19 protein-coding genes are annotated in these 22,434 nt (G+C 63.6%); 15 read left to right on the top strand and 4 right to left on the bottom strand.

The annotated features are described in order from the left end of the window. Positions 1-22: 22 nt before the first annotated feature. On the top strand, positions 23-814 hold the full coding sequence (locus FJ930_RS16780) for a GGDEF domain-containing protein (protein WP_140743205.1): 792 nt from the start codon (positions 23-25) through the stop codon (positions 812-814). A gap of 219 nt (positions 815-1,033) precedes the next feature. On the opposite strand, the gene FJ930_RS16775 is transcribed toward FJ930_RS16780, so the two are convergent. Next, positions 1,034-2,866 carry an ATP-binding protein gene (locus FJ930_RS16775; protein WP_141839207.1) on the bottom strand — a complete coding sequence of 611 codons (1,833 nt, stop codon included), beginning with the start codon at positions 2,864-2,866 and terminating at the stop codon, positions 1,034-1,036. Positions 2,867-3,020: 154 nt separating this feature from the next. On the opposite strand from FJ930_RS16775, the gene FJ930_RS16770 reads away from it, so the two are divergent. The 3 genes from FJ930_RS16770 to FJ930_RS16760 are packed head-to-tail and all read left to right on the top strand — an operon-like array spanning position 3,021 to position 4,474. Further along, positions 3,021-3,584 carry an XRE family transcriptional regulator gene (locus tag FJ930_RS16770; protein ID WP_140743201.1) on the top strand — a complete coding sequence of 188 codons (564 nt, stop codon included), beginning with the start codon at positions 3,021-3,023 and terminating at the stop codon, positions 3,582-3,584. A gap of 4 nt (positions 3,585-3,588) precedes the next feature. Further along, positions 3,589-3,897 (top strand): hypothetical protein, encoded by a 309-nt coding sequence (locus FJ930_RS16765; RefSeq protein ID WP_140743199.1) that lies wholly within the window; start codon positions 3,589-3,591, stop codon positions 3,895-3,897. A 46-nt stretch (positions 3,898-3,943) separates the two neighbouring features. After that, positions 3,944-4,474 carry a GNAT family N-acetyltransferase gene (locus FJ930_RS16760; protein ID WP_141839205.1) on the top strand — a complete coding sequence of 177 codons (531 nt, stop codon included), beginning with the start codon at positions 3,944-3,946 and terminating at the stop codon, positions 4,472-4,474. A gap of 10 nt (positions 4,475-4,484) precedes the next feature. Here the strand turns inward: FJ930_RS16760 and FJ930_RS16755 are convergent, their stop codons facing one another. Continuing rightward, positions 4,485-5,372 (bottom strand): LysR family transcriptional regulator, encoded by an 888-nt coding sequence (locus tag FJ930_RS16755; protein WP_141839204.1) that lies wholly within the window; start codon positions 5,370-5,372, stop codon positions 4,485-4,487. A gap of 120 nt (positions 5,373-5,492) precedes the next feature. Here FJ930_RS16755 and FJ930_RS16750 point away from each other — a divergent pair, with 120 nt between their 5' ends. Continuing rightward, positions 5,493-6,644 (top strand): gamma-butyrobetaine dioxygenase, encoded by a 1,152-nt coding sequence (locus tag FJ930_RS16750; RefSeq protein WP_141839202.1) that lies wholly within the window; start codon positions 5,493-5,495, stop codon positions 6,642-6,644. Continuing rightward, positions 6,641-7,231, top strand: coding sequence for an HD domain-containing protein (locus tag FJ930_RS16745; RefSeq protein WP_141839200.1), 591 nt, complete (start codon positions 6,641-6,643; stop codon positions 7,229-7,231). Before FJ930_RS16750 ends, FJ930_RS16745 begins: the two co-directional genes overlap by 4 nt. Positions 7,232-7,279: 48 nt before the next feature. Here FJ930_RS16745 and FJ930_RS16740 read toward each other — a convergent pair whose 3' ends face one another. Both FJ930_RS16740 and FJ930_RS16735 read right to left on the bottom strand, forming a co-directional pair. Beyond that, positions 7,280-9,088 carry an NAD(P)/FAD-dependent oxidoreductase gene (locus tag FJ930_RS16740; RefSeq protein WP_141839198.1) on the bottom strand — a complete coding sequence of 603 codons (1,809 nt, stop codon included), beginning with the start codon at positions 9,086-9,088 and terminating at the stop codon, positions 7,280-7,282. Positions 9,089-9,286: 198 nt separating this feature from the next. Continuing rightward, complete coding sequence (locus tag FJ930_RS16735) at positions 9,287-11,209, bottom strand: sigma-54-dependent Fis family transcriptional regulator (protein WP_141839196.1); 1,923 nt, start codon at positions 11,207-11,209, stop codon at positions 9,287-9,289. A 405-nt stretch (positions 11,210-11,614) separates the two neighbouring features. Between FJ930_RS16735 and FJ930_RS16730 the strand changes: the two genes are divergently transcribed. The 9 genes from FJ930_RS16730 to FJ930_RS16690 all read left to right on the top strand — a co-directional run bounded on the left by FJ930_RS16730 (position 11,615) and on the right by FJ930_RS16690 (position 22,430). Further along, entirely contained in the window at positions 11,615-13,396 is a 1,782-nt protein-coding gene (locus FJ930_RS16730; protein ID WP_141839194.1) for an acetolactate synthase 3 large subunit, read from the top strand. A 78-nt stretch (positions 13,397-13,474) separates the two neighbouring features. Next, entirely contained in the window at positions 13,475-14,050 is a 576-nt protein-coding gene (gene ilvN / locus FJ930_RS16725; RefSeq protein WP_013894763.1) for an acetolactate synthase small subunit, read from the top strand. 112 nt (positions 14,051-14,162) lie between these two features. Further along, positions 14,163-14,759 (top strand): LysE family translocator, encoded by a 597-nt coding sequence (locus FJ930_RS16720; RefSeq protein WP_140743177.1) that lies wholly within the window; start codon positions 14,163-14,165, stop codon positions 14,757-14,759. A 215-nt stretch (positions 14,760-14,974) separates the two neighbouring features. Then, positions 14,975-16,300 (top strand): efflux RND transporter periplasmic adaptor subunit, encoded by a 1,326-nt coding sequence (locus FJ930_RS16715; protein ID WP_141839374.1) that lies wholly within the window; start codon positions 14,975-14,977, stop codon positions 16,298-16,300. Beyond that, positions 16,297-19,458 carry an efflux RND transporter permease subunit gene (locus FJ930_RS16710; protein WP_141839192.1) on the top strand — a complete coding sequence of 1,054 codons (3,162 nt, stop codon included), beginning with the start codon at positions 16,297-16,299 and terminating at the stop codon, positions 19,456-19,458. Before FJ930_RS16715 ends, FJ930_RS16710 begins: the two co-directional genes overlap by 4 nt. Before the next feature lie 73 nt (positions 19,459-19,531). Then, positions 19,532-20,155 carry a nitrile hydratase subunit alpha gene (gene nthA, locus FJ930_RS16705; RefSeq protein ID WP_141839190.1) on the top strand — a complete coding sequence of 208 codons (624 nt, stop codon included), beginning with the start codon at positions 19,532-19,534 and terminating at the stop codon, positions 20,153-20,155. Beyond that, entirely contained in the window at positions 20,152-20,811 is a 660-nt protein-coding gene (nthB, locus tag FJ930_RS16700; RefSeq protein WP_141839188.1) for a nitrile hydratase subunit beta, read from the top strand. Before nthA ends, nthB begins: the two co-directional genes overlap by 4 nt. Continuing rightward, positions 20,798-21,163 (top strand): nitrile hydratase accessory protein, encoded by a 366-nt coding sequence (locus FJ930_RS16695; RefSeq protein WP_181763401.1) that lies wholly within the window; start codon positions 20,798-20,800, stop codon positions 21,161-21,163. Before nthB ends, FJ930_RS16695 begins: the two co-directional genes overlap by 14 nt. A 139-nt stretch (positions 21,164-21,302) precedes the next feature. Beyond that, positions 21,303-22,430 carry an ATP-dependent RecD-like DNA helicase gene (locus FJ930_RS16690; RefSeq protein ID WP_140743167.1) on the top strand — a complete coding sequence of 376 codons (1,128 nt, stop codon included), beginning with the start codon at positions 21,303-21,305 and terminating at the stop codon, positions 22,428-22,430. The last annotated feature ends 4 nt before the right edge of the window (positions 22,431-22,434 follow it).

Here is a 22,434-nt window from a genome sequence, read left to right as displayed (position 1 = left end):
GTACTTTTCCATCGGGGAGCAGATGCGTTTCCATAAGGCGGAATCCGCTTTCTTCGTCTTTATCTTCGTGATCCTGGCCGCCGGCCTGGTGACGCTGCACGCTTATGGGCTCTTGCAATCCTTCGCCACCGAACTCCATACGGCCTCAGGCCTGGACAAGGTCATCTACCTCAACAAGCTGTTGTTCGCGACGGGCGTGCTGCTTGCGACCGCGCTGTTTTTCGGCATCTTCTTCATCTATCCGCTGATCCGCAAACAGGCGACGGAAGAAGGCAAGCTGCGCGCCATGACGGTTTCACTCAGCGCCCGCTCCGAAACGCTCGAGCATGCCGCCCTGACGGATGGCCTGACCGGCATGCAGAACCGGCGCTATTTCGACGATGCGCTGAAGGAATATCTCGAGGAGTTCCGGCGCATCGAAAAGCCGGTCGGGCTGATGATCCTCGATCTCGACCATTTCAAGCAGGTCAACGACACCCATGGCCACGATGTCGGCGACGAGGTGCTCCGGGCTGTCGCCAACTGCCTCAAGGACATGACACGCTACCACGACGTGGTGGCGCGGTTGGGTGGCGAGGAGTTCGCCGTGGTCACGCCCAACATGGAGGCGGAACTGCTGGCCAAATTCGCCGAGCGCATCCGCAGGGCGATCGCCAACATGTCGGTCCTATCGGGCAATGTCCGGCTCAAGATCACGACCAGCGTCGGCCTTGCCGTGTGGGACCGCAAGGAAACGGCCGAGGAGTTTTACCGTCGCGCGGATCGTCAGCTCTACGAGGCGAAGAGGCAAGGCCGCAACCGCGTCTGCGCTTGAAATCCCATCATTGAATTCGTGAGGCTGGCCGTCTGCCGCTGTTTTCTGCGCTTCCGGTGCTCACGGACTGAATGTCCGCTCCGCTCCGGTTCTCGAAAACAGCACCACCCGGACTCAGCCTGACGAAATCCCTGACGGGATTTACCCAAGACGGCCCACGAAGCAGAACTTGTTGAGGCTTGGTGCGGCTTCCCAGTCGATCGTCCGCGAGCTGCAGGCTCAATCGTTCTGGGGACGCAGGCCGAAGGTCGCGGGTTTGAGGCCGTAGCGCATGTCGAAATCGTCGTCCGACTGGACTCGGGCGGTTGCCGGCTTGCGATAATCAGGATCACCGGCCTGCCGGCCGGAATCGACCACCTCGGCGAAGGGGATCGCCTGCTGCTGTGGCTTCGGCACGTTGCGCAACCGCTCGACGATCGCCACCAGGTCGACATCGTCGCCGCTCTTCGGCGACGCGGTTTCTTCGCGCCTGGACGTGCCGGGGATCAGCTGCGCCGGCAGTCTTTCGAATTTCAGCCGCATCGTCGTCGCCACGCCTTCGCCGAAGGCAATGGCTTCGCGCTGGCCCATCGACGACAGGAAGGCCAGCGTGGAGGCGGACGAGTCGGCGATGGCCGAGCGGATGATCGCCTGGTCCTGCTCGTTGGCGAGCCGCATGGCGAAGAAGGTCGAGCACTGTGACAGGATGGTCGGGTCGAGCTCGCCCGGACGCTGGGTGACGACGCCGAGGTAGCAGCCATATTTGCGGCCTTCCTTGGCGATGCGCGACAGCGCGTGGCGTGTCGGCGCAAAGCCGAGGCGCGCATCGGCCGGCATGTAGCGGTGCGCTTCCTCGCACAGCAGCAGGAGTTGCAGCTTGCCCTCGCTCCACAAAGCAAGGTCGAAGGCCAGGCGCGCCAGCACCGAACAGACGGAGTTGACCACTTCGGAGGGCATGCCGGCCATCTCGAAGCAGGTTACCGGGCGGCCGTGATGCGGCACGCGGAAAATGTTGCCGATCGTCTCGTGGATGGTGTCCTCGATCAGGCGCGAGTTGAACATGAAGCGGTAGCGCGGATCGGCGGCCGCCGATTCGATCCGCGTCTTCAGCGATTTGAGCGTCGGGCGGTCGTTCTTGCTTTCGAGCATGCCCATGCGCTCGTCGATCTGCTTGAGCAGGTCGGCGATGCGGTAAGGCACAGGCGTATCGGCGGTCAGCGCATCGCTGCCGCGCCTGAGATAGGCGCCCGAGCTCGGGTTGCGGTAGAGATTCTTGGCGAGCGGAATGAGATCGCGCAAAGCGTCGATTTCTTCCGGGACCGTTTCACGGCCCCGAAACAGCACTTCGGCGAATTCCTCCAGCCGGAACATCCAGAACGGCAGGTCGAGCGTCTTGGAATCGACCTTGACGCAATATTCGGGCAGCGAGGCCGCGAACTCGTTATGCGGGTCGAGGATCAGGATGCGCAGGTCGGGTCGCGCCGTGATCGATTTGCGCAGCAGCAGCGAGACGGCGGTGGACTTGCCGACGCCGGTGGTGCCGACGATGGCGAAATGGCGCGCCAGCGTGTCGTCGATGGCGATGTTGGCGGCGATCGCCTCGTCCTGTGACAGCGAGCCGATGGTGATGGAATGTCGGCCGGCCAGGTCGTAGACGGCCTGGAGGTCGCGGCTGCGGATGCGATGCGCGACGGCGCCAATGTGTGGATAGGTGGTGATGCCGCGGTCGAAGATTGGCTTGGCGCCGGGTTCGGCCGCGTCGCGGACTTCACCAATCAGCTCGATGCTGACCTCGATGGCGTTCTGGCCCTCATCGCTCCAGGCGCGGTCCGATTTGCCGATGGCATAGACCAGGCCGACGGTTCGCGTCGTGCCCAGATTGATGGAGATCATCTTGCCGACCGTCCACAGGCCGGTGACGGCGCCGTCAATGTCGTCGGCATAGGCGCTTATGGTGGCGCGCGCGCCGTCGCATTGCACGACATTGCCCAGGATGCGCCGTTCGTTCTGCTCTGCGTTGCGGCGCTCCTGCGATGTCGGTCCTCCGACGGAAGCTTCGCGTTCGACATACATGGACAGGCCAATCCCCATTTCCCTGGAACATGGACCCTAGCGGAATGGGGTTAAGGTCGGATGAGGCTGGATGGTGTAAGGAGGATTAAGGGTTTGTTGAAAATTGTCGCAAAATGGCTCTTCTCCATTGTCGGAGTTTCGCTATAACGGACGAATGGATGATATAGCGAACGATATTTCCCAGGGCATCGGCAGGCGAATCCGTACCGAACGGACCATGCGGGACTGGTCATTGGCCGAGCTCGCCGAGCGGTCCGGCGTTTCCAAGGCGATGCTGAGCACGATCGAGCGCGGCATGACCAGCCCGACGGCGACCCTTCTGGTGCGCATCGCGGCGGCCTTCGGCATGACGCTGTCGACCCTCATCGCGCGGGTGGAATTGCAAGGTGGCGGGGTGCTGCGCGAGGCCGACCAGCCGGTGTGGCGCGATCCCGACACGGGCTATGTCAGGCGGCATCTGTCACCGGCCTGCGACATGCCGCTCGAATTGATCAAGGTGCATCTGCCGGCCGGCGCCAGGGTCAGCTTGCCGTCGGCGTCCTACGCCTTCATCAAGCAGCAGATCTGGCTGATTTCCGGCCGGCTCGACTTCACCGAGGGTGATGTGGTGCACAGGCTGGAGCCCGGCGACTGCCTGGCGCTCGGAGCGCCGTCGGACTGCACCTTCCATGCCCTGGAGGCGGGCGCCGACTATCTCGTGGCGCTGGTCAGGGGCTGACATCATGGCAAGACGGCCAAAGCGCTCCCACAATGGGGGGCCGCCGCTTGACGATTACAAGGGGCCGCCATGGGGCAAGGGCGATCCGTATATCTTCCTAGCTTGGCAGGCGGCGCACGCCAAGGCATGGAAGGCGCCGAGCCGGGACGTCATGCTGATGCGCATGGACAAGGCCGAACGGCTGGGCCTGACCTATGAGGAATACACGCTCGAGATACTCGAGCGCGGTCGGCACCTCAGGGAATACGACGCCGAGCGCATCAGCGCCATCAAGGCCGCGCGCAAGCGACGCCGCGTGCGCCATCTCGACTGACGCCGGCACACAACCGAGCCCATTCACCGTTTCCAGAGGACCAGGCATGAATTCCATCGAAATCCGAGCCCTGAGCGCCAGTGCCGAGACGTTGCCTATGCTGACTGACCTGCTGGTCGAGACGGTTGCCGCCGGCGGTTCGGTCAGCTTCATGCATCCGTTGGCGCCCGAGGCGGCAAGCGCATTCTGGGAGCGGTCGCTGGCCGCGGCGGCAAGAGGCGAAAGGATGGTGCTTGGCGCGTGGGATGGCAGAGCCCTGGTCGGCACCGTCACCTTGCTGCTCGACTGCCCGCCCAACCAGCCGCACCGGGCCGAGATCGCCAAGCTGATGACATCGGTCGAATACCGGGGCAGGGGTGTCGGAACGCGTCTGATGAAAGCGGCGGAGCGTTTCGCCGCCGAGACGGGGCGTACGCTGCTGGTTCTGGACACGGCGACCGAAGAAGGTGCTTCGGGCCTCTACGAAAAACTCGGTTTCACTTTGACCGGGGAAATACCGGACTATGCGCTGAAGCCGCATGGTGGGCTGACCGGCACGCTGATCTACTGGAAGCGTATAGGCACTCCGTCGCGGTAGTTCCGCGCCGTCAGGCCGAAGCCGCACTGGAGAGGCGGCTCAGCAACCACCGGCGGAAATCCTGCTCGGCACTGGTCAGGCGCACGGTCGGCGCCCGGGTCAGGAAATGGCCCGAGGTGCTGGAGAGCTCGAAATCGGAAAGTGGCACCAAGGTCCTGTTTTTGAGTGCCGCGTCGACGAGCGGCCGCGACCCCAGAAGCACGCCGGCGCCGGCACTCGCCGCTTCCATCGCGGCGACGAAACTGTCGAAGCGGTGGGATCGCTGGGGGTGGCCGGCCAATCCGGCCGCCGCGAACCATTCCGCCCACATCTCGCGCGCGCCGGCGACCAGAAGCAGCGGCAGGGATGTCCAGTCGGCGGCGCCGGCCAGGGCCGGGCTGGCCACCGGCACAAGCTGCTCGGCCGTCAGCCTGTCGGCCTCGCGTCCGGGAAAGGATCCGTTGCCGAAACGGACGTCGAGCCCGGAGCCCGGCAGGTCGTAGTCGGTCGGGCGATGGATCGTCACCAGATCGAGCTGGATGCGCGGCAGCGCCTCGGCAAGATCAGGCAGCGCCGGGACCAGCACCAGCAAGGCGAAGGAGATCGGCACCCGGATCGAGACGGTCTGGACGGCACGCGGTTCGAACAGTTCCGTCGTGCTGCTGGAGATGGTGGCGAAGGCCGACTGGATGTGCGGCAGATAGGCGGCGCCCTCCGGCGACAGCGCGACACCACGCGCCAGCCGCGAGAACAGACGCGTCTTCAATCGTTCCTCGAGCAGCCGGATATGCTGGCTGACGGCTGCCTGTGTCAGGCCGAGTTCGGCCGCCGCCGCCGTGAAGTTCGACAGTCGTGCCGAGGCCTCGAAACTGCGCAGCCAGTCGAGCGGGAGCAGGGAGGGAATGGGTTTTCGAGCCATTAGCTATTTGCGGTCATTGGCCAAAAAACGATAATTTGAGTTATGCCGTTCGCGCGGTCAACATGCAATCGAAACCCATGGATCGGACCGTGGGCCGTAACGGACAGGAACAGGATTTCCATGTTGACCCACGCGCTGATTGGCGACGACGGCGGAACAATCGAACTCGGCTGGCAGGGCGGGAGGCGCACCCGCTTTCATGCCATGTGGCTGCGCGACAATGCGCTGGACGACAAGACGCGCAGCGCCGGCAACGGCCAGCGCCTGATTACCATCCTCGACATTTCGGCCGACACGAAGATCAGCGCGGCCGCGATCAAGGGCGATGCCCTCGAGATCAGCTTCGTGCCGGAGCAGAAGACCGTCAGCTTTCCGACTGCCTGGTTGAGCGCCAATGCCTACGATCGCGATACGGCGCGCGGGGCTGGCTGGACCGGAGAGGATATTGTGCGCTGGACCAAGGCCAGCATGCAGAACTCGGTCCCGCGCGCCGGCTACGCTGCCGCCAGCCGTGACCGTACAGTCCTGCGCGATTGGCTTTCCGCGGTGAGGACCTATGGCTTTGCCGTGATGGACGGCCTGCCGGCGGAATCCGGGGCATTGTGCAAGGTCTCCGATCTGTTCGGCTATATCAGGGAGACCAACTACGGCCGCTGGTTCGAAGTGCGCGCCGAGGTCAACCCGAACAATCTCGCTTACACCAATCTCGGCCTCCAGGCGCATACGGACAACCCCTATCGCGATCCGGTGCCGACCCTGCAGATCCTGTCCTGCATCGAGAATACGGTGGAGGGTGGGGAATCCAGCGTTGTCGACGGTTTTGCCGTCGCGGCGGCGCTGCAGGCCGAGAACCCTGAAGGCCTCCGGCTGTTGAGTTCCTGTCCGGCGCGTTTCGAATATGCCGGCTCATCCGGCGTTAGGCTGCAATCCAAGCGTCCGATGATCGAGCTTGGACCGGATGGCGAGTTGATCTGCATCCGCTTCAACAACCGCTCGCTGGCGCCTGTCGTCGACGTGCCTTTCGCCGACATGGACGCCTACTATGGCGCCTATCGCCGGTTCGCCAAGCTGATCGAGGATCCGTCCTTCGAAGTGACCTTCAAGCTGGAGGCGGGCCAGGCCTTCATCGTCGACAACACACGGGTCATGCATGCCCGCAAGGCGTTTTCAGGTACGGGCAAGCGCTGGCTGCAGGGATGCTACGCCGACAAGGATGGCCTGTTGTCGACGCTCGCGGCGATCGAGCACGGCTTCAAGGAGGCCGCGGAATGAGCGGCCGGGATTTGAACGCGGCCAACATCGTCGAATTCATCGCCGACATCTTCGAGCGCCGGGGTGCGGAATCCTATCTCGGCGAGCCGGTGACGATGTCCGAACACATGCTGCAGGGCGCCTGGCTGGCGGAGCAGGACGGAGCGCCCGAGGTGCTGGTGGCCGCCGCCCTGCTGCACGACATCGGCCATTACACCAGCGAGTTCGGCACCTATTCTCCCGACGATGTCGAGGACAAGCACCATGACGAGGCCGGCGGCGAGGTGCTGGCGCCATTCTTTCCGCCTGTGATCGTCGAATGCGTCCGGCTGCACGTTGCGGCCAAGCGCTATCTCTGCGCCACCGACCCGACCTATTTCTCCAAGCTGTCGCCGGCTTCGGTGCATACGCTGTCGCTGCAGGGTGGGCCGATGAGCGCCGAGGAGGTGGCCGAGTTCCGCAAGAACCCGTTCCATGAGGAAGCGGTGCGGGTCCGCGTCTGGGACGAGGGCGGCAAGATCGCCAACATGAAGACGCGGGCGTTTCGCGACTATGTGCCCTTGCTGCAGCGCGTCGTGGAAGAGTTCGCGGCCCAAAGGGCGACATAAGGACGAAGCCCGACCCAACCGGGCTTCGTCCCACTCCACCTTTTTGCTTCAGCCCTTGTGGTGGACCTCCTGCAGGCCGTAGACCGGCGTCGGCAAGCCGACCTGACGGGCCTTCAGCTGTAGCGCCAGATATTGCGAATAGTGGCGCGACTGGTGGAGATTGCCGCCGTGGAACCACAATGCTTCCTGCTGGGTCGGCTTCCACATGTTGCGCTGCTCCCCTTCCCAGGGGCCGGGATCCTTGGCGGTGTTGGAGCCAAGGCCCCAGACCTTGCCGACCTTGTCGGCCACGTCCTGCGAGATGAGGTCCGCGGCCCACCCGTTCATCGAACCATAGCCGGTGGCATAGATGACGAGATCGGCGGGCAATTCGGTGCCGTCGGCGAATTTGACGCCGCTCTCGGTCAATTCCTGCACCGCTGCACCTGGCCGGCTTTTGAGCTTGATGGAACCGTCGATGACGAGGTCGCAGGCGCCGACATCGATATAGTAGCCCGACCCCCGGCGCAGGTATTTCATGAAGAGGCCCGAGCCGTCATCGCCCCAGTCGAGCAGGAAGCCGGCCTTTTCCAGATCCGCATAGAACTTCGCGTCACGTTCCTTCATCTGTTCGTAAAGCGGGATCTGGAACTCGTGCAGGATGCGGTAGGGCAGCGAGGCGAAGATCAGGTCGGCCTTGCGCGTCGTCATGCCGTTTTCCACCGCCTGCTCGGAATAGAGCGCGCCGAGCCCGATATCCATCAGCGTATCGGACTTGACGATGTGGGTGGAAGAGCGCTGCACCATGGTCACGTCGGCGCCTGCCTCCCACAGGGCCGCGCAGATGTCGTGAGCGGAGTTGTTGGAGCCGATGACGACGACCTTCTTGCCCCGGTATTTGTCGGGGCCTGGATGGGTCGAGGAATGCTGCTGCTCGCCCTTGAAGATGTCCTGGCCTTTGTATTTCGGCCAATTCGCCTTGCCCGACATGCCGGTGGCCAGCACCAGCTGCTTGGGCTTGAGCACGATCTCCTTGCCGTCGCGTTCGACCACGATGGTCCATTCCCTGGCTTTCTCGTCGTACTTCGCGGATCTGGCGGTCGTGGAGGACCAGTAATTCAGCTCCATCACCTTGGTGTACATCTCAAGCCAGTCGCCGATCTTGTCCTTCGGCGCGAAGACCGGCCAGTTCTTGGGAAAATCGATATAGGGCAGATGGTCGTACCAGACCGGATCATGCAGGCAGAGCGACTTGTAGCGCTTGCGCCAGGAATCGCCCGGCCGCTCGTTCTTCTCGATGATGATGGCCGGTACGCCGAGCTGGCGCAGGCGCGCGCCGAGCGCGATGCCGCCCTGGCCGCCGCCGATGATCACCACATAGGGCTGCTTGCTGTGGCCGAGTTCGGCGACCTCATCGTCACGCTCCTCGCGCCATGATTTCCTGTCCTTGCCGTGGCCATGCTTGGCGCCGAGCGGACGGGTGAAGCCGGCCTTTTCCTCGTGGCCCTTGAGCTCGGCCATGGTGGTGAGCAAAGTCCAGATCAGGTCGCCCTTGAACCGCACCAGGCCGAAGCCGCGCGCCACCTTGGTCTCAAAGGTGATCCAGGCGGTGGTGATGCCGTCCGCCTCGCTCGCCTCCTCGCCTTCGGCCACCTTCCAGTCGCTCGGACCGGTCAGCGCCAGGGTTGCTTTCAGCATGTCGCGGACCTGGTCCTGGCCCTCCATCGTCCTCAGGTTCCAGGTGAAGGTGACGAGATCGCGCCAGTAGCAATCCGCCTGGAAGCAGTTGACCGCCGCGTCGATGTCGCCGGTCTCCAGCGCCTTTCCGAACTTGTCGAGCAGCGCCTGCGCCTTCGTGGTGGGTGTTCTTTCGAGCATGGTTTCTCCTCCGTTTTTCGGTTTCCATGGGCGCCTCCTCCCGGCTCCGCATGTGTGCCTGGAAAATAGCAAGCGGTATGCCAATCATGCTTTCGACACAGGGATCGTAATGAAATCAGAGCCTTAAAATGATCTTGCTGTTGTGACCTGTTGCGTTGCCCGTGGCGTGCGCCATGGCGCGCCACAGGTGACGCAACACTAGTTTGGCGCGTCCACCTGCAGCCGCTTCATGCGGCGATGCACTGTCGTACGGTCGACGCCTAAGCGTCGCGCGGCTTCGGAGATGTTCCAGCCCGCGCCCGCCAGCGCGTCGAGCAGCGCCGCGCGCTCATCCTCGGATGACGGAGCACGCAGCGCAACCAGTTGGGCGGGCGGAGCCGGTGGCGTCAGATATGGCAATGCGAAGTCGGGCAGGTCGGCGGGCTCGATCATCTCGCCCTCGCAAAGCGTTACCCCGAGATCGATGGCGTTTACGAGTTCGCGGATGTTGCCGGGCCAGCGATGTCGGATCAGCGCCAGGCGCGCCGCCGGCGATAGTTTTGCCGGCCGGTCGGCAAGGCGGGCGCGCTGGTCGACGAGCCGGTCCAGCAGCCATTCGAAATCGGTGCGTTCACGCAAAGCGGGCAGTGTCAGCGAGGCGGCGTTCAGCCGGTAGAACAGATCCTCGCGGAAACGTCCCTCGGCCACCAGCTTGCGCAGATCATGATGCGAGGCGGAGATGATCTTGATGTCGACCGGTCGCGGTTCAATGCCGCCGACCGGGATCAGTTCACGCTCGGCGATCACGCGCAGCAGCCGCGATTGCAGGGGATAGGGCATGTCGCCGATCTCGTCGAGGAACAGCGTGCCGCCGTCGGCGCCCTCGATCAGTCCCTTGCGGCCCCTGGCCGCGGCGCCGGTGAATGCACCGGCTGTGTGGCCGAAGAGTTCGCTCTCGATCAGATGCTCGGGGATGGCCGCGCAATTGATGGCGACGAACGGGCCGGGACGCCGCGAGCAGTCGTGCAGCGCGCGGGCGAGATATTCCTTGCCGGAGCCGGTCTCGCCATGGATCAGGACCGGAATGGTCGTGCGCGCCAGCTTCGCGGCGCGCAGTTGCATGGCCGCCATCGCCGGATCGCCACTCGACAGATCGCTGATCGGTTTCGGCACGGCCTCGACGGGCGCGCGGCGTCCGGTTGGCGGCTGCGGCTCGATGGCGTGCGCGAACAGCGCGCTGCCGCTGCGGCCGAAGACCAGCCGCTCCTCGGTTGGGCGCCCGCGTGTCAGATGCGGCAGATCGTCGATGCTCATATCGAGATAGCGTGAAATCGACTGGCCGATCGGCGAAGGCGAGTGTCGCCAGTCGACGCCTCCGGCTTGCGCCAAAAGCAGCGCTCCGCCACGCGTCGTGCCGAGGATGCGGCCCGAGGCGTCGAGCGCGATAGCCGCCTCGGGATCGACATCGAGGAATTCCGGTGATCGGGAAAAGCGCAGCACCCATTCGGAGTGCATCTGCGCCATCAAATTGGCGAGCTCTATGCGCCGCGCCGACGCCGTCACCAGATGCAGCGCGAGGTTCTGGCTGACCTTGGGTTGCGGAGAGCGCAGCAGGGAAATGTCGAGCACGGCTGCGAGGTCGCCATTGGTGTCGAAGATCGGCGCGGCGGTGCAGGAGAGCGGCGTGTGGGTCGTGTCGAAATGGTCGGTCTGGTGGATCGTCATCGCCTCGCCGGTGACGATGCAGGAGCCGACGCCGCAGGTTCCGGTGCGGCTTTCCGACCATTCGGAGCCGAGATAAAGCCCCGCCGTGCGCAACTGGTCCATGAACAGCGGATCGCCGAGGAAATCGACGGTGACGCCCTTGGCGTTTGCCAGCAACAGCACGTAGTTCTGGCCCGCCACCTGCTTGAAAAGCGTCTCCAGGCCGCTGCGGGCGATGGCAATCAGCCGCTCGGATTGTTCGCGATGTTCGCGCAGCTGTGTATCGGGAACGATATAGGCTTCCGTGGGCCGCGTCGGATCGAGCCGGTGGGTGTCCACGCAACGCAGCCAGGACTTGACCACGACATCGTCACGGGCCGACCGCCCGCCGGACAGGACCTGCTCAATCTCACGGATATGCTCCCGTTCGCCAGCCACGTGTCCTCCTCCCAAGGCAACGTTGTCAGCCCGACATAAGACAATGCCTTAGCCGGGCATAAGGCAATGCTTTAGCCCGGCATAAGACAACGTCTTAGCCGGGCATAGTGGTGCCTCGGTGGCATGGGCTCAACTGTACTATGGTAGCGCGTGGCGGAGCCGATCTCACAGGCGAGTGAATTTGCAACATCCCCCATTGACGAGCCCGCGCTTCCGCCCTTATGGTTCGCCACCATGAAAAAGGCACTCATTCTCGTAGGAAGGCGCGTGGGCAAGGCGGTGTAACCGCCGGGCGAAAACCTCCCATGCGCAACACACAGGCTCCCTCGGGGGCCTTTTTTATTGCCTGAAACACGACTAAACGACCAGCAAACGCCAGATGGCGGACAGTACGGGACCAGACCGATGAGCAATGGACAGAACGGGCGACGTGAAATGACGGGCGCCGAAATGGTGGTGCAGGCGCTGAAGGACAATGGCGTCAAGCATGTCTTCGGTTATCCAGGCGGCGCGGTCCTTCCGATCTACGACGAGATTTTCCAGCAGGACGAGGTCGAGCACATTCTGGTCAGGCACGAACAGGGTGCGGGCCACGCCGCCGAGGGCTATGCCCGTTCGACCGGCAAGGCCGGCGTCATGCTGGTGACCTCCGGGCCCGGCGCCACCAATGCGGTGACGCCGCTGCAGGACGCGCTGATGGATTCGATTCCGCTGGTCTGCCTGACAGGGCAGGTGCCGACCTCCTTGATCGGCTCCGATGCGTTCCAGGAGTGCGACACAGTCGGCATCACGCGCCCCTGCACCAAGCACAACTGGCTGGTGAAGGATGTCAACGACCTCGCCGCGACCATCCACGAGGCCTTCCATGTCGCCACGACCGGCCGTCCCGGTCCGGTGGTGGTCGACATTCCGAAGGACGTGCAGTTCGCCAAGGGGTTTTATGTCCCGCCGCAGATCGCGCCGCGCACCAGCTACCAGCCCAAGGTCCAGGGTGATCTGGAGAAGATCAAGGCCGCGGTGGACCTGATGGCCGGTGCCAAGAAGCCGATCATCTATTCGGGCGGCGGTGTCATCAACTCCGGCCCGGAAGCGAGCCACCTGCTGCGCGAACTGGTCGACCTCACCGGGTTCCCGATCACCTCGACGCTGATGGGGCTCGGCGCCTATCCGGCATCGGGCAAGAACTGGGTCGGCATGCTGGGCATGCACGGCACCTACGAGGCCAACATGGCCATGCACGACTGCGACGTGATGGTCTGCATCGGCGCCCGTTTCGACGACCGCATCACAGGGAGGCTCAACGCGTTTTCGCCGAACTCGAAGAAGATCCATATCGACATCGATCCATCCTCCATCAACAAGAACGTTCATGCCGATATTCCTGTTATCGGCGATGTCGGCCGCGTGCTGGAGGACATGGTGCGGCTGTGGCGGGCGACCGCCAAGACCGACAAGAAGGCGCTTTATCCCTGGTGGGAGCAGATCGCCAAATGGCGCGGACGCGACTCGCTGGCATTCAAGATGAACCACGACGTGATCATGCCGCAATACGCCATCCAACGGCTCTACGAACTGACCAAGGACAGGGACACCTACATCACCACCGAGGTCGGCCAGCATCAGATGTGGGCGGCGCAGCACTATCATTTCGAAAAGCCGAACCGCTGGATGACGTCAGGCGGACTGGGCACGATGGGTTACGGCCTGCCGGCCGCACTCGGCGTGCAGATCGCGCATCCCGACGCGCTGGTGATCGACATCGCCGGCGACGCCTCGGTGCAGATGACGATGCAGGAGATGAGTGCGGCGGTGCAGTATGACGCGCCGATCAAGATCTTCATCCTCAACAACCAGTATATGGGCATGGTGCGCCAGTGGCAGCAGCTGCTGCACGGCAACCGGCTGTCGCATTCCTATACCGAGGCGATGCCGGACTTCGTCAAGCTGGCCGAAGCCTATGGCGGCCACGGCATCCGCTGCGAGAAGCCGGACGAGCTGGACGATGCCATCAAGGAGATGATCTCGGTCAGGAAGCCGGTGCTGTTCGACTGCCGCGTGGCGAACCTCGCCAACTGCTTCCCGATGATCCCCTCGGGCAAGGCTCACAACGAGATGCTGCTGCCGGACGAGGCGACCGACGAGGCCGTGGCCAACGCCATCGATGCCAAGGGCAGGGAACTGGTGTAGACGACGAGCCAAGGCAGGGCTTGTCGAAAGAGGCCGTGCGTAAACAAATAATTAGATCAAGAATTTGAGATCCAGGTCATGAACGCACAGCATCTTCAACCCACCGGTTCCGCCTACTTCATCGCCAAGGAAACGGAGCGGCCGGAAAACCACACACTTTCCGTGCTGGTCGACAATGAACCAGGCGTTCTTGCCCGGGTCATCGGCCTGTTTTCCGGGCGCGGCTACAACATCGAAAGTCTCACCGTTTCGGAAACCGAGCACGAAAAACATCTGTCGCGCATCACCATCGTGACGCGCGGCACGCCGCATGTGCTGGAGCAGATCAAGCACCAGCTCGAGCGCATCGTGCCGGTGCACCGCGTGGTCGATCTCACCGTGCGTTCGCACGAATTCGGCCAGGAGCGGCCACTGGAGCGGGAACTGGCGCTGGTCAAGGTTGCCGGCACCGGCGAGGCCCGCGTCGAGGCGCTGCGGCTGGCCGATGCTTTCCGCGCCAGCGTCATCGACGCCAACACCGAGCATTTCATCTTCGAGATCACCGGCAAGGGCTCCAAGCTCGACCAGTTCATCGCCATCATGAAGCCGCTCGGCCTGGTCGAGATCTGCCGCACCGGCGTGGCGGCGATGAACCGCGGCCCGCAGGGAATGTAGGGCGCGCGGTAGCCCGGAAACGCCTTTGCCGAAAAGCATGGCTTGCCACCGCCCGGCGGCTGGCCTTTGGGGGCAGCCGACAAAAGTCAATATTGCTGACCATGTGATCCCGATGTCCCTCGACGCATTCCTCGCTCTGCTGGTCTACGCCTTCGTGACCTCGATCACGCCGGGGCCGAACAATCTCATGTTGCTGGCTTCGGGCGTGAATTTCGGCCTGGTCAGGAGCGTGCCGCATATGCTGGGCATCAGCATCGGCTTTCTTGTCCTGCTGCTTGCAGTGGGTCTTGGTCTCGGCGCGCTGCTGACGGCGTTTCCCGCACTGCACACCGCGCTGAAGATCGCGGGCGCCGTCTATCTGCTCTACCTTGCCTGGAAGATCGCCATGTCGCGTTCGCTCAGCGGCAGGGGAGAGGCAAAGGGGCAGCCGATGCGTTTCATCGATGCGGCGGCATTCCAGTGGGTCAATCCCAAGGCCTGGGTGATGGCGATCACCGCCATGGCCGTCTACAGCAATCCGGAGCACCCGTTCCTCTCGGTGGTGCTGATCTCGGTAGCCTTTACCATCGTCAATCTGCCGAGCGTCTCCGTGTGGGCGGGCTTCGGCACCGCGTTGCGCGGTTTCCTGTCGGATCCGGCGCGGCTGAAATGGTTCAACATCGCCATGGGCGTGCTGCTGGCGGCGACGCTGTGGCCGATGCTGCGGTAAGCACAATCCGGGGGTCGATAGACCCTGATCCGCGGATGCGGCAGCCTGCACAGCGATTGTGCAGTGCACATTAAATCTTCGTAATGCCGTGTTTTGGCCCTTTTCCGCCCAACGCGTGTCCTATCTATTCAGCGAAATTGCGGCAGCGTGCCGTGAAATGAGCTAGAATACGACCACCTGGCTATGGCGTGTCGGACGGAGTGGGCCCCTTGACGATGCGTGGAAAAGTCATTTTTTCGTTGCTGGCAGCCGCCTGTGCAGGCGCGGCGTGGCTCTATGTGTCTCCCGACACGCTGGGCAAGGTCCAGCAGTTCATCGGCGCAAAGCAAGCCGCGGTGGCAGACAAGGCGGCAACCGGCACCCAGACGGCCGACAAGGGTGCGACGGACAAGCAGGCGACGGACAAGCAGGCGGCGGACAAACAGGCGGGAGGCGGCAATGGCGCCCGCTCGGCCTCGATCGTTTCCGCGACCGCGACGACGGCTGATTTCCCGATCCGGCGTTATGCCATCGGCTTCGTCTCCTCTCCCGCCGTGGTCAACATCAACGCGCGCGTCTCCAGCCAGATCGTGTCGATCGAGGTCAAGGATGGGCAGATGGTGAAGGCCGGCGACGTCCTGTTTTCGCTCGACGACCGAGCGCTGAAGGCGCAGCTTGCCAAGGACCAGGCGACGCTCGCCAAGGACCAGGCCCTGCTGACCAGCGCCACGGCCGATCTCACGCGCGCCAAGGATCTCGTGGCCAAGCAGGCCGGCACGCAGCAGACCTATGATCAAGCGCTGGCGGCGCAGAAAGCGGCGGCCGCAACCATCGATGCCGACAAGGCAACGATCGACGCCGATACCGTCCAACTGAGCTATGCCACGATCACTGCGCCGATCGCCGGCAGGCTGGGCGCGGTCAACGTCGCCGTCGGCGATCTCGTCACCGTCAGCAATGGCAACAGCAGCACCGCGACCCCGCTCGTCACCATCACCCAGATCGACCCGCTGCAGGTGAACTTCAATCTGCCGGAAAGCAATCTGGCGCTGCTGCACAAGGCGCTCGCCGATCCGCAGCAAGGGGCGGTGACCCTGACCAAGGACGGCGACCCGAGGCCGATCGGCAAGGGCACGCTCGATTTCGTCGATTCCAGCGTCGATACGGCGTCTGGCACGATCGCCACGCGGGCCAGCATTCCAAACGCCGATCTTTCACTGTGGCCCGGCCAGTATGTGAATGTCGTCCTGGAAGCCGGTATCATGCCGCACATGACATCGGTTCCAACCGTCGCGGTACAGCCCAGCCAGAAGGGACCGTTCGTCTATGTGGTCAAGCCTGACAACACGGTCGAGATGCGACCGGTGCAGGTTGCGCTGACCGAGGGCCAGAACAGCGCCATCAGCGATGGTGTGAAAAGCGGTGAGAAGGTCGTTGTCGAAGGCCAGACGCGATTGAAGAATGGTGCCGCGGTGCATGAAGGCAAGACGGCGGCCGGATCCGGCGACCAGGCCTCACCCAAGGTCGCGCAGGCCGGCAAGGCCGGCGAGGCGGCCAAATGATTTCCGAATTCTGCATCCGCAGGCCCGTCGCTACCCTTCTGATGTCGTTCGCCCTCGTTCTGGGCGGACTGTTTGCCTACAAGTTCCTGCCGGTGGCGGCGCTGCCCAGCGCCGAATTCCCGGTGGTCAACGTCTCGGCCCAGTTGCCCGGCGCCTCACCGGAAACCATGGCGACATCGGTGGCGACGCCGCTGATCAAGCAGTTCGCGACCATCGCCGGCATCGATTCCATTTCGACCACGAACTCGCTCGGCCAGACCTCGATCGCCATCCAGTTCGTGCTCAACCGCAACATCGACGCGGCCGCGGCGGACGTTCAGGCGGCGATCGCGCGCACGCAGAAATCATTGCCGCCGCAGATGACCTCGCCGCCGAGCTATCGCAAGGTCAATCCAGCCGACGCGCCAATCCTTTTGATGTCGCTGGTCAGCGACACGGTTCCGCTCACCGACCTCGACGCTTTCGCGGAAAACGTCATCTCGCCATCGCTGTCGACCATCGACGGAGTGGCGCAGGTCTCGATCTTCGGCCAGCAGAAATATGCCGTGCGCATCCAGATCGATCCGACCGCGCTTGCCGCGCGCGGCATCTCGATCGACCAGCTGCAGGCGGCGATCTCGTCGGCCAACAGCAACACGCCGCTCGGCGTGCTGCAGAACAACAAGCAGCAGCTCACCATCACCGCCAACACGCAGCTGACCAACGCAGCGGGATTTTCCAACCTCATCATCGCCACCAAGAACGGTCACCCCGTGCGGCTGGGTGATGTGACGCGCGTCGTCGATTCGGTGCAGACCACGACGACGGCAAGCTGGTACGACGGTACCCGCGCGATCATCATGGCGGTGCAGCGCCAGCCCGACGCCAACACGGTCGACGTCGTCGACAAGGTCAAGGCGATGTTGCCGTCCTTCCAGGACCAGCTGCCGGCCGCCGCCAACATCAAACTGCTCAATGACCGTTCGACCTCGGTCCGCCAGGCCGTCAACGACGTGCAGTTCACACTGCTATTGACCATCGCGCTGGTGGTCATGGTGATCTTCGTGTTCCTGCGCCGGGTGACGGCCACCATCATCCCGGCGGTGGCGGTGCCGATCTCGCTGATAGCCACGCTCGGCGCGATGTTCCTGTTCGGCTTTTCCATCGACAACATATCGCTGATGGGCCTGACGCTCGCCGTCGGCCTTGTCGTCGACGATGCCATCGTGATGCTGGAAAACATCTTCCGCCACATGGAAGAGGATGGGCTGTCGGCCTTCGACGCGTCGCTGAAGGGCGCGCGCGAAATCGGCTTCACCATCATCTCGATCTCGATCTCGCTGGTGGCGGTGTTCATTCCCGTGCTTCTCATGGGCGGCGTGATCGGGCGCATCTTCAACGAGTTCGCCGTCGTGGTGACGGTTGCCATCCTGGCGTCGATGTTCGTGTCGCTGACGCTGACGCCGATGCTGTGCTCGCGGTTGCTGTCGGTGACCAAGGCCGATCGCCAGGCGCACAGCGCTGGCCACAGGCGCGATCTCGTCACACGCAGCTACGACTGGCTCTTGAGCTTCTGTCTGCGGCACACCTTCCTGGTATTCCTGGTCTTCATCGGCACCGCGGCGGCGTCGGTATGGCTGATCCAGATCTCGCCGAAAGGCTTCTTCCCGCAGGAGGATATCGGCCAGATATCGGTGACGACCATCGCGCGCCAGGACATCTCGTTCGATGCCATGGCCAAGCTGCAAGGGCAGGTGGCCAGCGTCTTCTCGCATTCGCCCTATGTCGACCATGTGGCGTGGTCGGCCGGCAGCGGCAACAATGCGCTCAACCAGGGGCAGCTTTTCGTCCAGCTCAAGGGCAAGGATCAGCGGCCGAACATTGAAAAGGTGCTTTCGGATCTGCGCAAGCAACTGGCCGGCGTGGCAGGCATCGAAACCTACATGCAGCCGGTGCAGAACCTGAGGCTCGGTTCGCGCTCGTCGGCCAGCGCCTACCAGCTCGTGGTTCAGGGCCTCGATACCGTCCAGACCGATATCTGGGCGCAGAAACTGAATGACGCGATGGCGGCCGACCACACGACCTTCACCGACGTAACCAGCGACCTGCAGAACAATTCGCTGCAGGCGTCGCTGGTGGTGGATCGCGACAAGGCCGCCCATCTCGGTATCGATACCGACACGTTGCGCAGCGCCCTCTATGGCGGATTCGGCACCTCCCAGGTTTCGACGATCTTCGGCTCGGCCGACAGCTACGAAGTCATCACCGAGCTCGATCCCAAGATCGAATGGTCGCCCGAGCGCATGCTCGCCATCCAGATGAGGACGGCGAGCGGCTCTCTGGTGCCGCTTGGCGCCTTCGCCCGGGTGGACCGCACGGCCGGTGCCTTGACGGTCAACCAGCTCGGTCAGCTTCCGGCCGTGACCATTTCCTACAACCTGCCGCAAGGCGTGGCGCTCGGCGACAGCGTGACGCGCATCAACGCGCTCAAAGAGCAGATCGGCATGCCGACGGCGATCTCGACCACCTTTGCCGGCACGGCCAAAACCTTCCAGGATTCGCTTGCCAACCAGGGCCTGCTGATCGGCGGCGCGATCCTGACCATCTATATCGTGCTCGGCATTCTGTACGAGAGCTTCATTCACCCGCTCACCATTCTCACCGGCCTGCCATCAGCGGTGCTGGGAGCACTCGTTGCGTTGCGCTTCGCCGGCATGGACCTGTCTGTCATCGCGGTGATCGGCATCCTGATGCTGATCGGCATTGTCAAGAAGAACGGCATCATGATGGTCGACGTGGCGCTGGAGCTCCGACGTGAAGGCATGTCAGCCAGGGATTCCATTCACAAGGCCTGCCTTATGCGTTTCAGGCCGATCATGATGACGACGCTGGCAGCACTTATGGGCACGTTCCCGATCGCGCTTGGCACCGGCGCCAGCGCCGAATTGCGCCAGCCGCTGGGTGTTGCCGTTGTCGGCGGCCTGCTTGCTTCGCAGGCGCTGACGCTGTTCGTGACTCCGGTGATCTATGTCTACATGGAAAATTTCTCGGGCTGGCTGCTCGGGCTCATGCCGAAGCGCAAGGCCGAGTTGCGCCTGGTCGAATCAGGGGATCAGCCCTCGCTGTTCGACGCGGACGACGACGAGCAAGGCGAGCCGCAAAAGGCGGCCGCGGAATAGAGAGTCCGCTCCGTGCCCGCTGGCCCAAGCCGTCTTGCTTGCGGCCGGCGGACTGGAACCGTAATTTGTGGCCATGTCCCATGATCATGACCACGACAACGAACTCGATCCGTTTGCCGCCCGCGTGCGGGCGCTGGAAACCATCCTGACCCGCAAGGGTCTGATCGACCCCGCCGCGATCGACGTCATCGTCGACACCTACGAGACCAAGATCGGTCCGCGCAACGGCGCCAGGGTGGTGGCCAAGGCCTGGACCGACCCTGAGTTCGCCGCCTGGCTGAAAAGCGACGCAACCGCGGCGATCGCATCGCTCTCCTACACCGGGCGGCAAGGCGAACACATGCAGGCGGTGTTCAACACCGGGGATACCCATAACCTCGTCGTCTGCACACTGTGCTCCTGCTATCCATGGTCGGTGCTTGGCTTGCCGCCGGTGTGGTACAAGGCGCCGCCCTATCGGTCGCGCGCGGTTATCGATCCGCGCGGCGTGCTTGAGGAATTCGGGCTGGTGCTGCCGGCCGGGACAAAGATACGCGTCTGGGATTCGACGGCGGAGCTGCGTTATCTCGTGGTGCCGATGCGGCCCGAGGGCACCGAAGGCTGGAGCGAGGAGCGGCTGGCCGGGCTGGTGAGCCGCGATGCCATGATCGGCACGGGGCTGGCCCAAAGAGGCGGTATAAAGGGTGAGCCGGCATGAATGGCCCCCAGGATCTTGGCGGACAGATGGGGTTCGGGCCGGTCGCGCCCGAAAAGGATGAGCCCTGTTTCCATGCTCCGTGGGAGAGGCGGGCGCTCGGCGTCACGCTTTGCGCCGGCGCCATGGGAGCCTGGAACATCGACGAGAGCCGGCACGCACGGGAATCGCTGCATCCGGCCGATTACTATGGCTCCAGCTACTATCAGATCTGGATCAAGGCGCTGGAGACCCTGCTCAAGCGCCATGGTTTCGTCAGTGAGCGCGACCTCGGGGCAGGCGAGGCGATCGATCCGGCGGCGACACCCAAAAGAGTGCTGAAGGCCGAGAATGTGCCGGCCGTGCTGGCCAAGGGCGGTCCGTGTAACCGGCCAGTCGAGACAGCGCCGCGCTTCAAGGTCGGTGATGCGGTGCGGACCAGAAACTTCAACCCGACCGGCCACACCAGGCTGCCGCGCTATGCGCGGGACAAGCAGGGCACGATCGAGGCGGTGCGCGACGGCTTCGTCTTTCCCGACAGCAACGCGCATGGGCGGGGCGAGAATCCGCAATGGGTCTATACCGTGGCCTTCGACGGCACGGAAATCTGGGGCGATGGCGCCGACCCGACGCTGACCGTCTCGATCGATGCCTGGGAGAGCTATCTTGAGCCAGCCTGAGGCGGCGATGCCGGCCGCTGATCTGCCCGCCGGTTTCAACGCGCCCGTTTTCGCCGAGCCCTGGCAGGCCGAAGCCTTCGCCATGACGGTGGCGCTGCACGAGAAGGGCCTGTTTTCGTGGGGCGAGTGGGCACAGGCGCTGTCGGCCGAGGTGAAGAAGCCGGGCGCGGCGGCCGACGGCCATGACTATTACGAGCATTGGCTGGCGGCGCTGGAAAGCCTGCTTGCCTCCAAGGGACTGGCCGCCAAGCCCGATGTCGATGCGATGGCGCAGGCCTGGGAACGCGCCGCGCATGCCACACCGCATGGCAAGCCGATCCTGCTGGAGAACGATCCGCACGCTATCAAGTGACCGCGCGGGCCAACCTATGTTCCCTTTACGTTCTTGTCTGCGCCTGATAGTTTAAAACGCAGGGGAGTTCGCCGCCGGCTGCATCGATGATGGTGGCGGCTATCTTGTCTTTGCCTCGCGAATCCGGTCACACGATCAGATGGAATTTTCACCCCAACAGGACGAGGCGCTGCAGGCCGTCGCCCGCTGGCTCAAGGCCGGCAAGCCGCAGCTGTTCCGGCTGTTCGGCTACGCCGGCACCGGCAAGACGACGCTGGCGCGCTATTTTGCCGAACATGTCGACGGACAGGTGCAGTTCGCCGCCTTCACCGGCAAGGCCGCGCAGGTGCTGCGCTCCAAGGGAGCGGTCAACGCCCGCACGATCCATTCCCTGATCTATAGGCCCAAGGGCGAGGAATCGGTGGCCGACGAGGTGACCGGCAAGACCTCGATGTCGCCGACATTTTCGCTCAACCGGCAAAGCCCGATCTCGCGCGCGAAACTGGTCGTCATCGACGAATGCTCGATGGTCGACGAGCAGCTCGGCCGCGACCTGATGAGTTTTGGCACGCCGATCCTGGTGCTGGGCGATCCAGGCCAGTTGCCGCCGATCTCGGGCGGCGGCTTCTTCACCGATCATGAGCCGGACTTCCTGCTCACCGAAATCCACCGGCAGGCGCGCGACAATCCGATCCTGCGGCTGGCGCTCGACGTGCGCGAGGGACGCGAATTCATGCGCGGCGACTATGGCACGGCGCAGGTGATCGGCAAGGAAGACGTCAACCAGGAACTGGTGCTGAAGGCTGACCAGGTGCTGGTCGGCACCAACCGGACGCGCCGCCGCTACAACCAGCGCCTGCGCGAACTCAAGGGGTTCAACGCCGACTATCCGCAGGCTGGCGACAAGCTGGTGTGCCTACGCAACGATCCCGCCAAGGGGCTGCTCAACGGATCGCTTTGGAAAGTGATGACCTCATCGCGCGAGACGGTGAAGCCTGGCATCAATCTTCTGGTATCGCCGGAAGAGGACGATCCGGACCGCGGTGTCGCCAAAATCAAGCTGCTCAAGGCGGCGTTCGAGGATCCGGACGCCGACATTCCCTGGCAGCAGAAGAAGCGCTTCGACGATTTCGACTATGGTTATGCGCTGACGGTGCACAAGGCGCAGGGCTCGCAGTGGAACGAGATCGTGCTGTTCGACGAAAGCTGGGCCTTCAAGGAAACGCGCCAGCGCTGGCTTTACACGGCCATCACGCGGGCCGCCGAACGGCTGACCATCGTCAGGTAGAAAA

The organism is Mesorhizobium sp. B2-4-15 (assembly GCF_006658505.1).
In the GTDB taxonomy this organism is placed as follows: domain Bacteria; phylum Pseudomonadota; class Alphaproteobacteria; order Rhizobiales; family Rhizobiaceae; genus Mesorhizobium.
Note: the sequence above shows the minus strand (reverse complement) of the source record. Positions and strands in the feature narration are given on the sequence as shown.

Excerpts from the sequence above, each read along its gene's own strand:
- FJ930_RS16780 (WP_140743205.1), top strand. The coding sequence starts at position 23 with ATGCGTTTCCATAAGGCGGAATCCGCTTTCTTCGTCTTTATCTTCGTG.
- FJ930_RS16775 (WP_141839207.1), bottom strand. The coding sequence starts at position 2,866 with ATGTATGTCGAACGCGAAGCTTCCGTCGGAGGACCGACATCGCAGGAG.
- FJ930_RS16770 (WP_140743201.1), top strand. The coding sequence starts at position 3,021 with ATGGATGATATAGCGAACGATATTTCCCAGGGCATCGGCAGGCGAATC.
- FJ930_RS16765 (WP_140743199.1), top strand. The coding sequence starts at position 3,589 with ATGGCAAGACGGCCAAAGCGCTCCCACAATGGGGGGCCGCCGCTTGAC.
- FJ930_RS16760 (WP_141839205.1), top strand. The coding sequence starts at position 3,944 with ATGAATTCCATCGAAATCCGAGCCCTGAGCGCCAGTGCCGAGACGTTG.
- FJ930_RS16755 (WP_141839204.1), bottom strand. The coding sequence starts at position 5,372 with ATGGCTCGAAAACCCATTCCCTCCCTGCTCCCGCTCGACTGGCTGCGC.
- FJ930_RS16750 (WP_141839202.1), top strand. The coding sequence starts at position 5,493 with ATGTTGACCCACGCGCTGATTGGCGACGACGGCGGAACAATCGAACTC.
- FJ930_RS16745 (WP_141839200.1), top strand. The coding sequence starts at position 6,641 with ATGAGCGGCCGGGATTTGAACGCGGCCAACATCGTCGAATTCATCGCC.
- FJ930_RS16740 (WP_141839198.1), bottom strand. The coding sequence starts at position 9,088 with ATGCTCGAAAGAACACCCACCACGAAGGCGCAGGCGCTGCTCGACAAG.
- FJ930_RS16730 (WP_141839194.1), top strand. The coding sequence starts at position 11,615 with ATGAGCAATGGACAGAACGGGCGACGTGAAATGACGGGCGCCGAAATG.
- ilvN (WP_013894763.1), top strand. The coding sequence starts at position 13,475 with ATGAACGCACAGCATCTTCAACCCACCGGTTCCGCCTACTTCATCGCC.
- FJ930_RS16720 (WP_140743177.1), top strand. The coding sequence starts at position 14,163 with ATGTCCCTCGACGCATTCCTCGCTCTGCTGGTCTACGCCTTCGTGACC.
- FJ930_RS16715 (WP_141839374.1), top strand. The coding sequence starts at position 14,975 with ATGCGTGGAAAAGTCATTTTTTCGTTGCTGGCAGCCGCCTGTGCAGGC.
- FJ930_RS16710 (WP_141839192.1), top strand. The coding sequence starts at position 16,297 with ATGATTTCCGAATTCTGCATCCGCAGGCCCGTCGCTACCCTTCTGATG.
- nthA (WP_141839190.1), top strand. The coding sequence starts at position 19,532 with ATGTCCCATGATCATGACCACGACAACGAACTCGATCCGTTTGCCGCC.
- nthB (WP_141839188.1), top strand. The coding sequence starts at position 20,152 with ATGAATGGCCCCCAGGATCTTGGCGGACAGATGGGGTTCGGGCCGGTC.
- FJ930_RS16690 (WP_140743167.1), top strand. The coding sequence starts at position 21,303 with ATGGAATTTTCACCCCAACAGGACGAGGCGCTGCAGGCCGTCGCCCGC.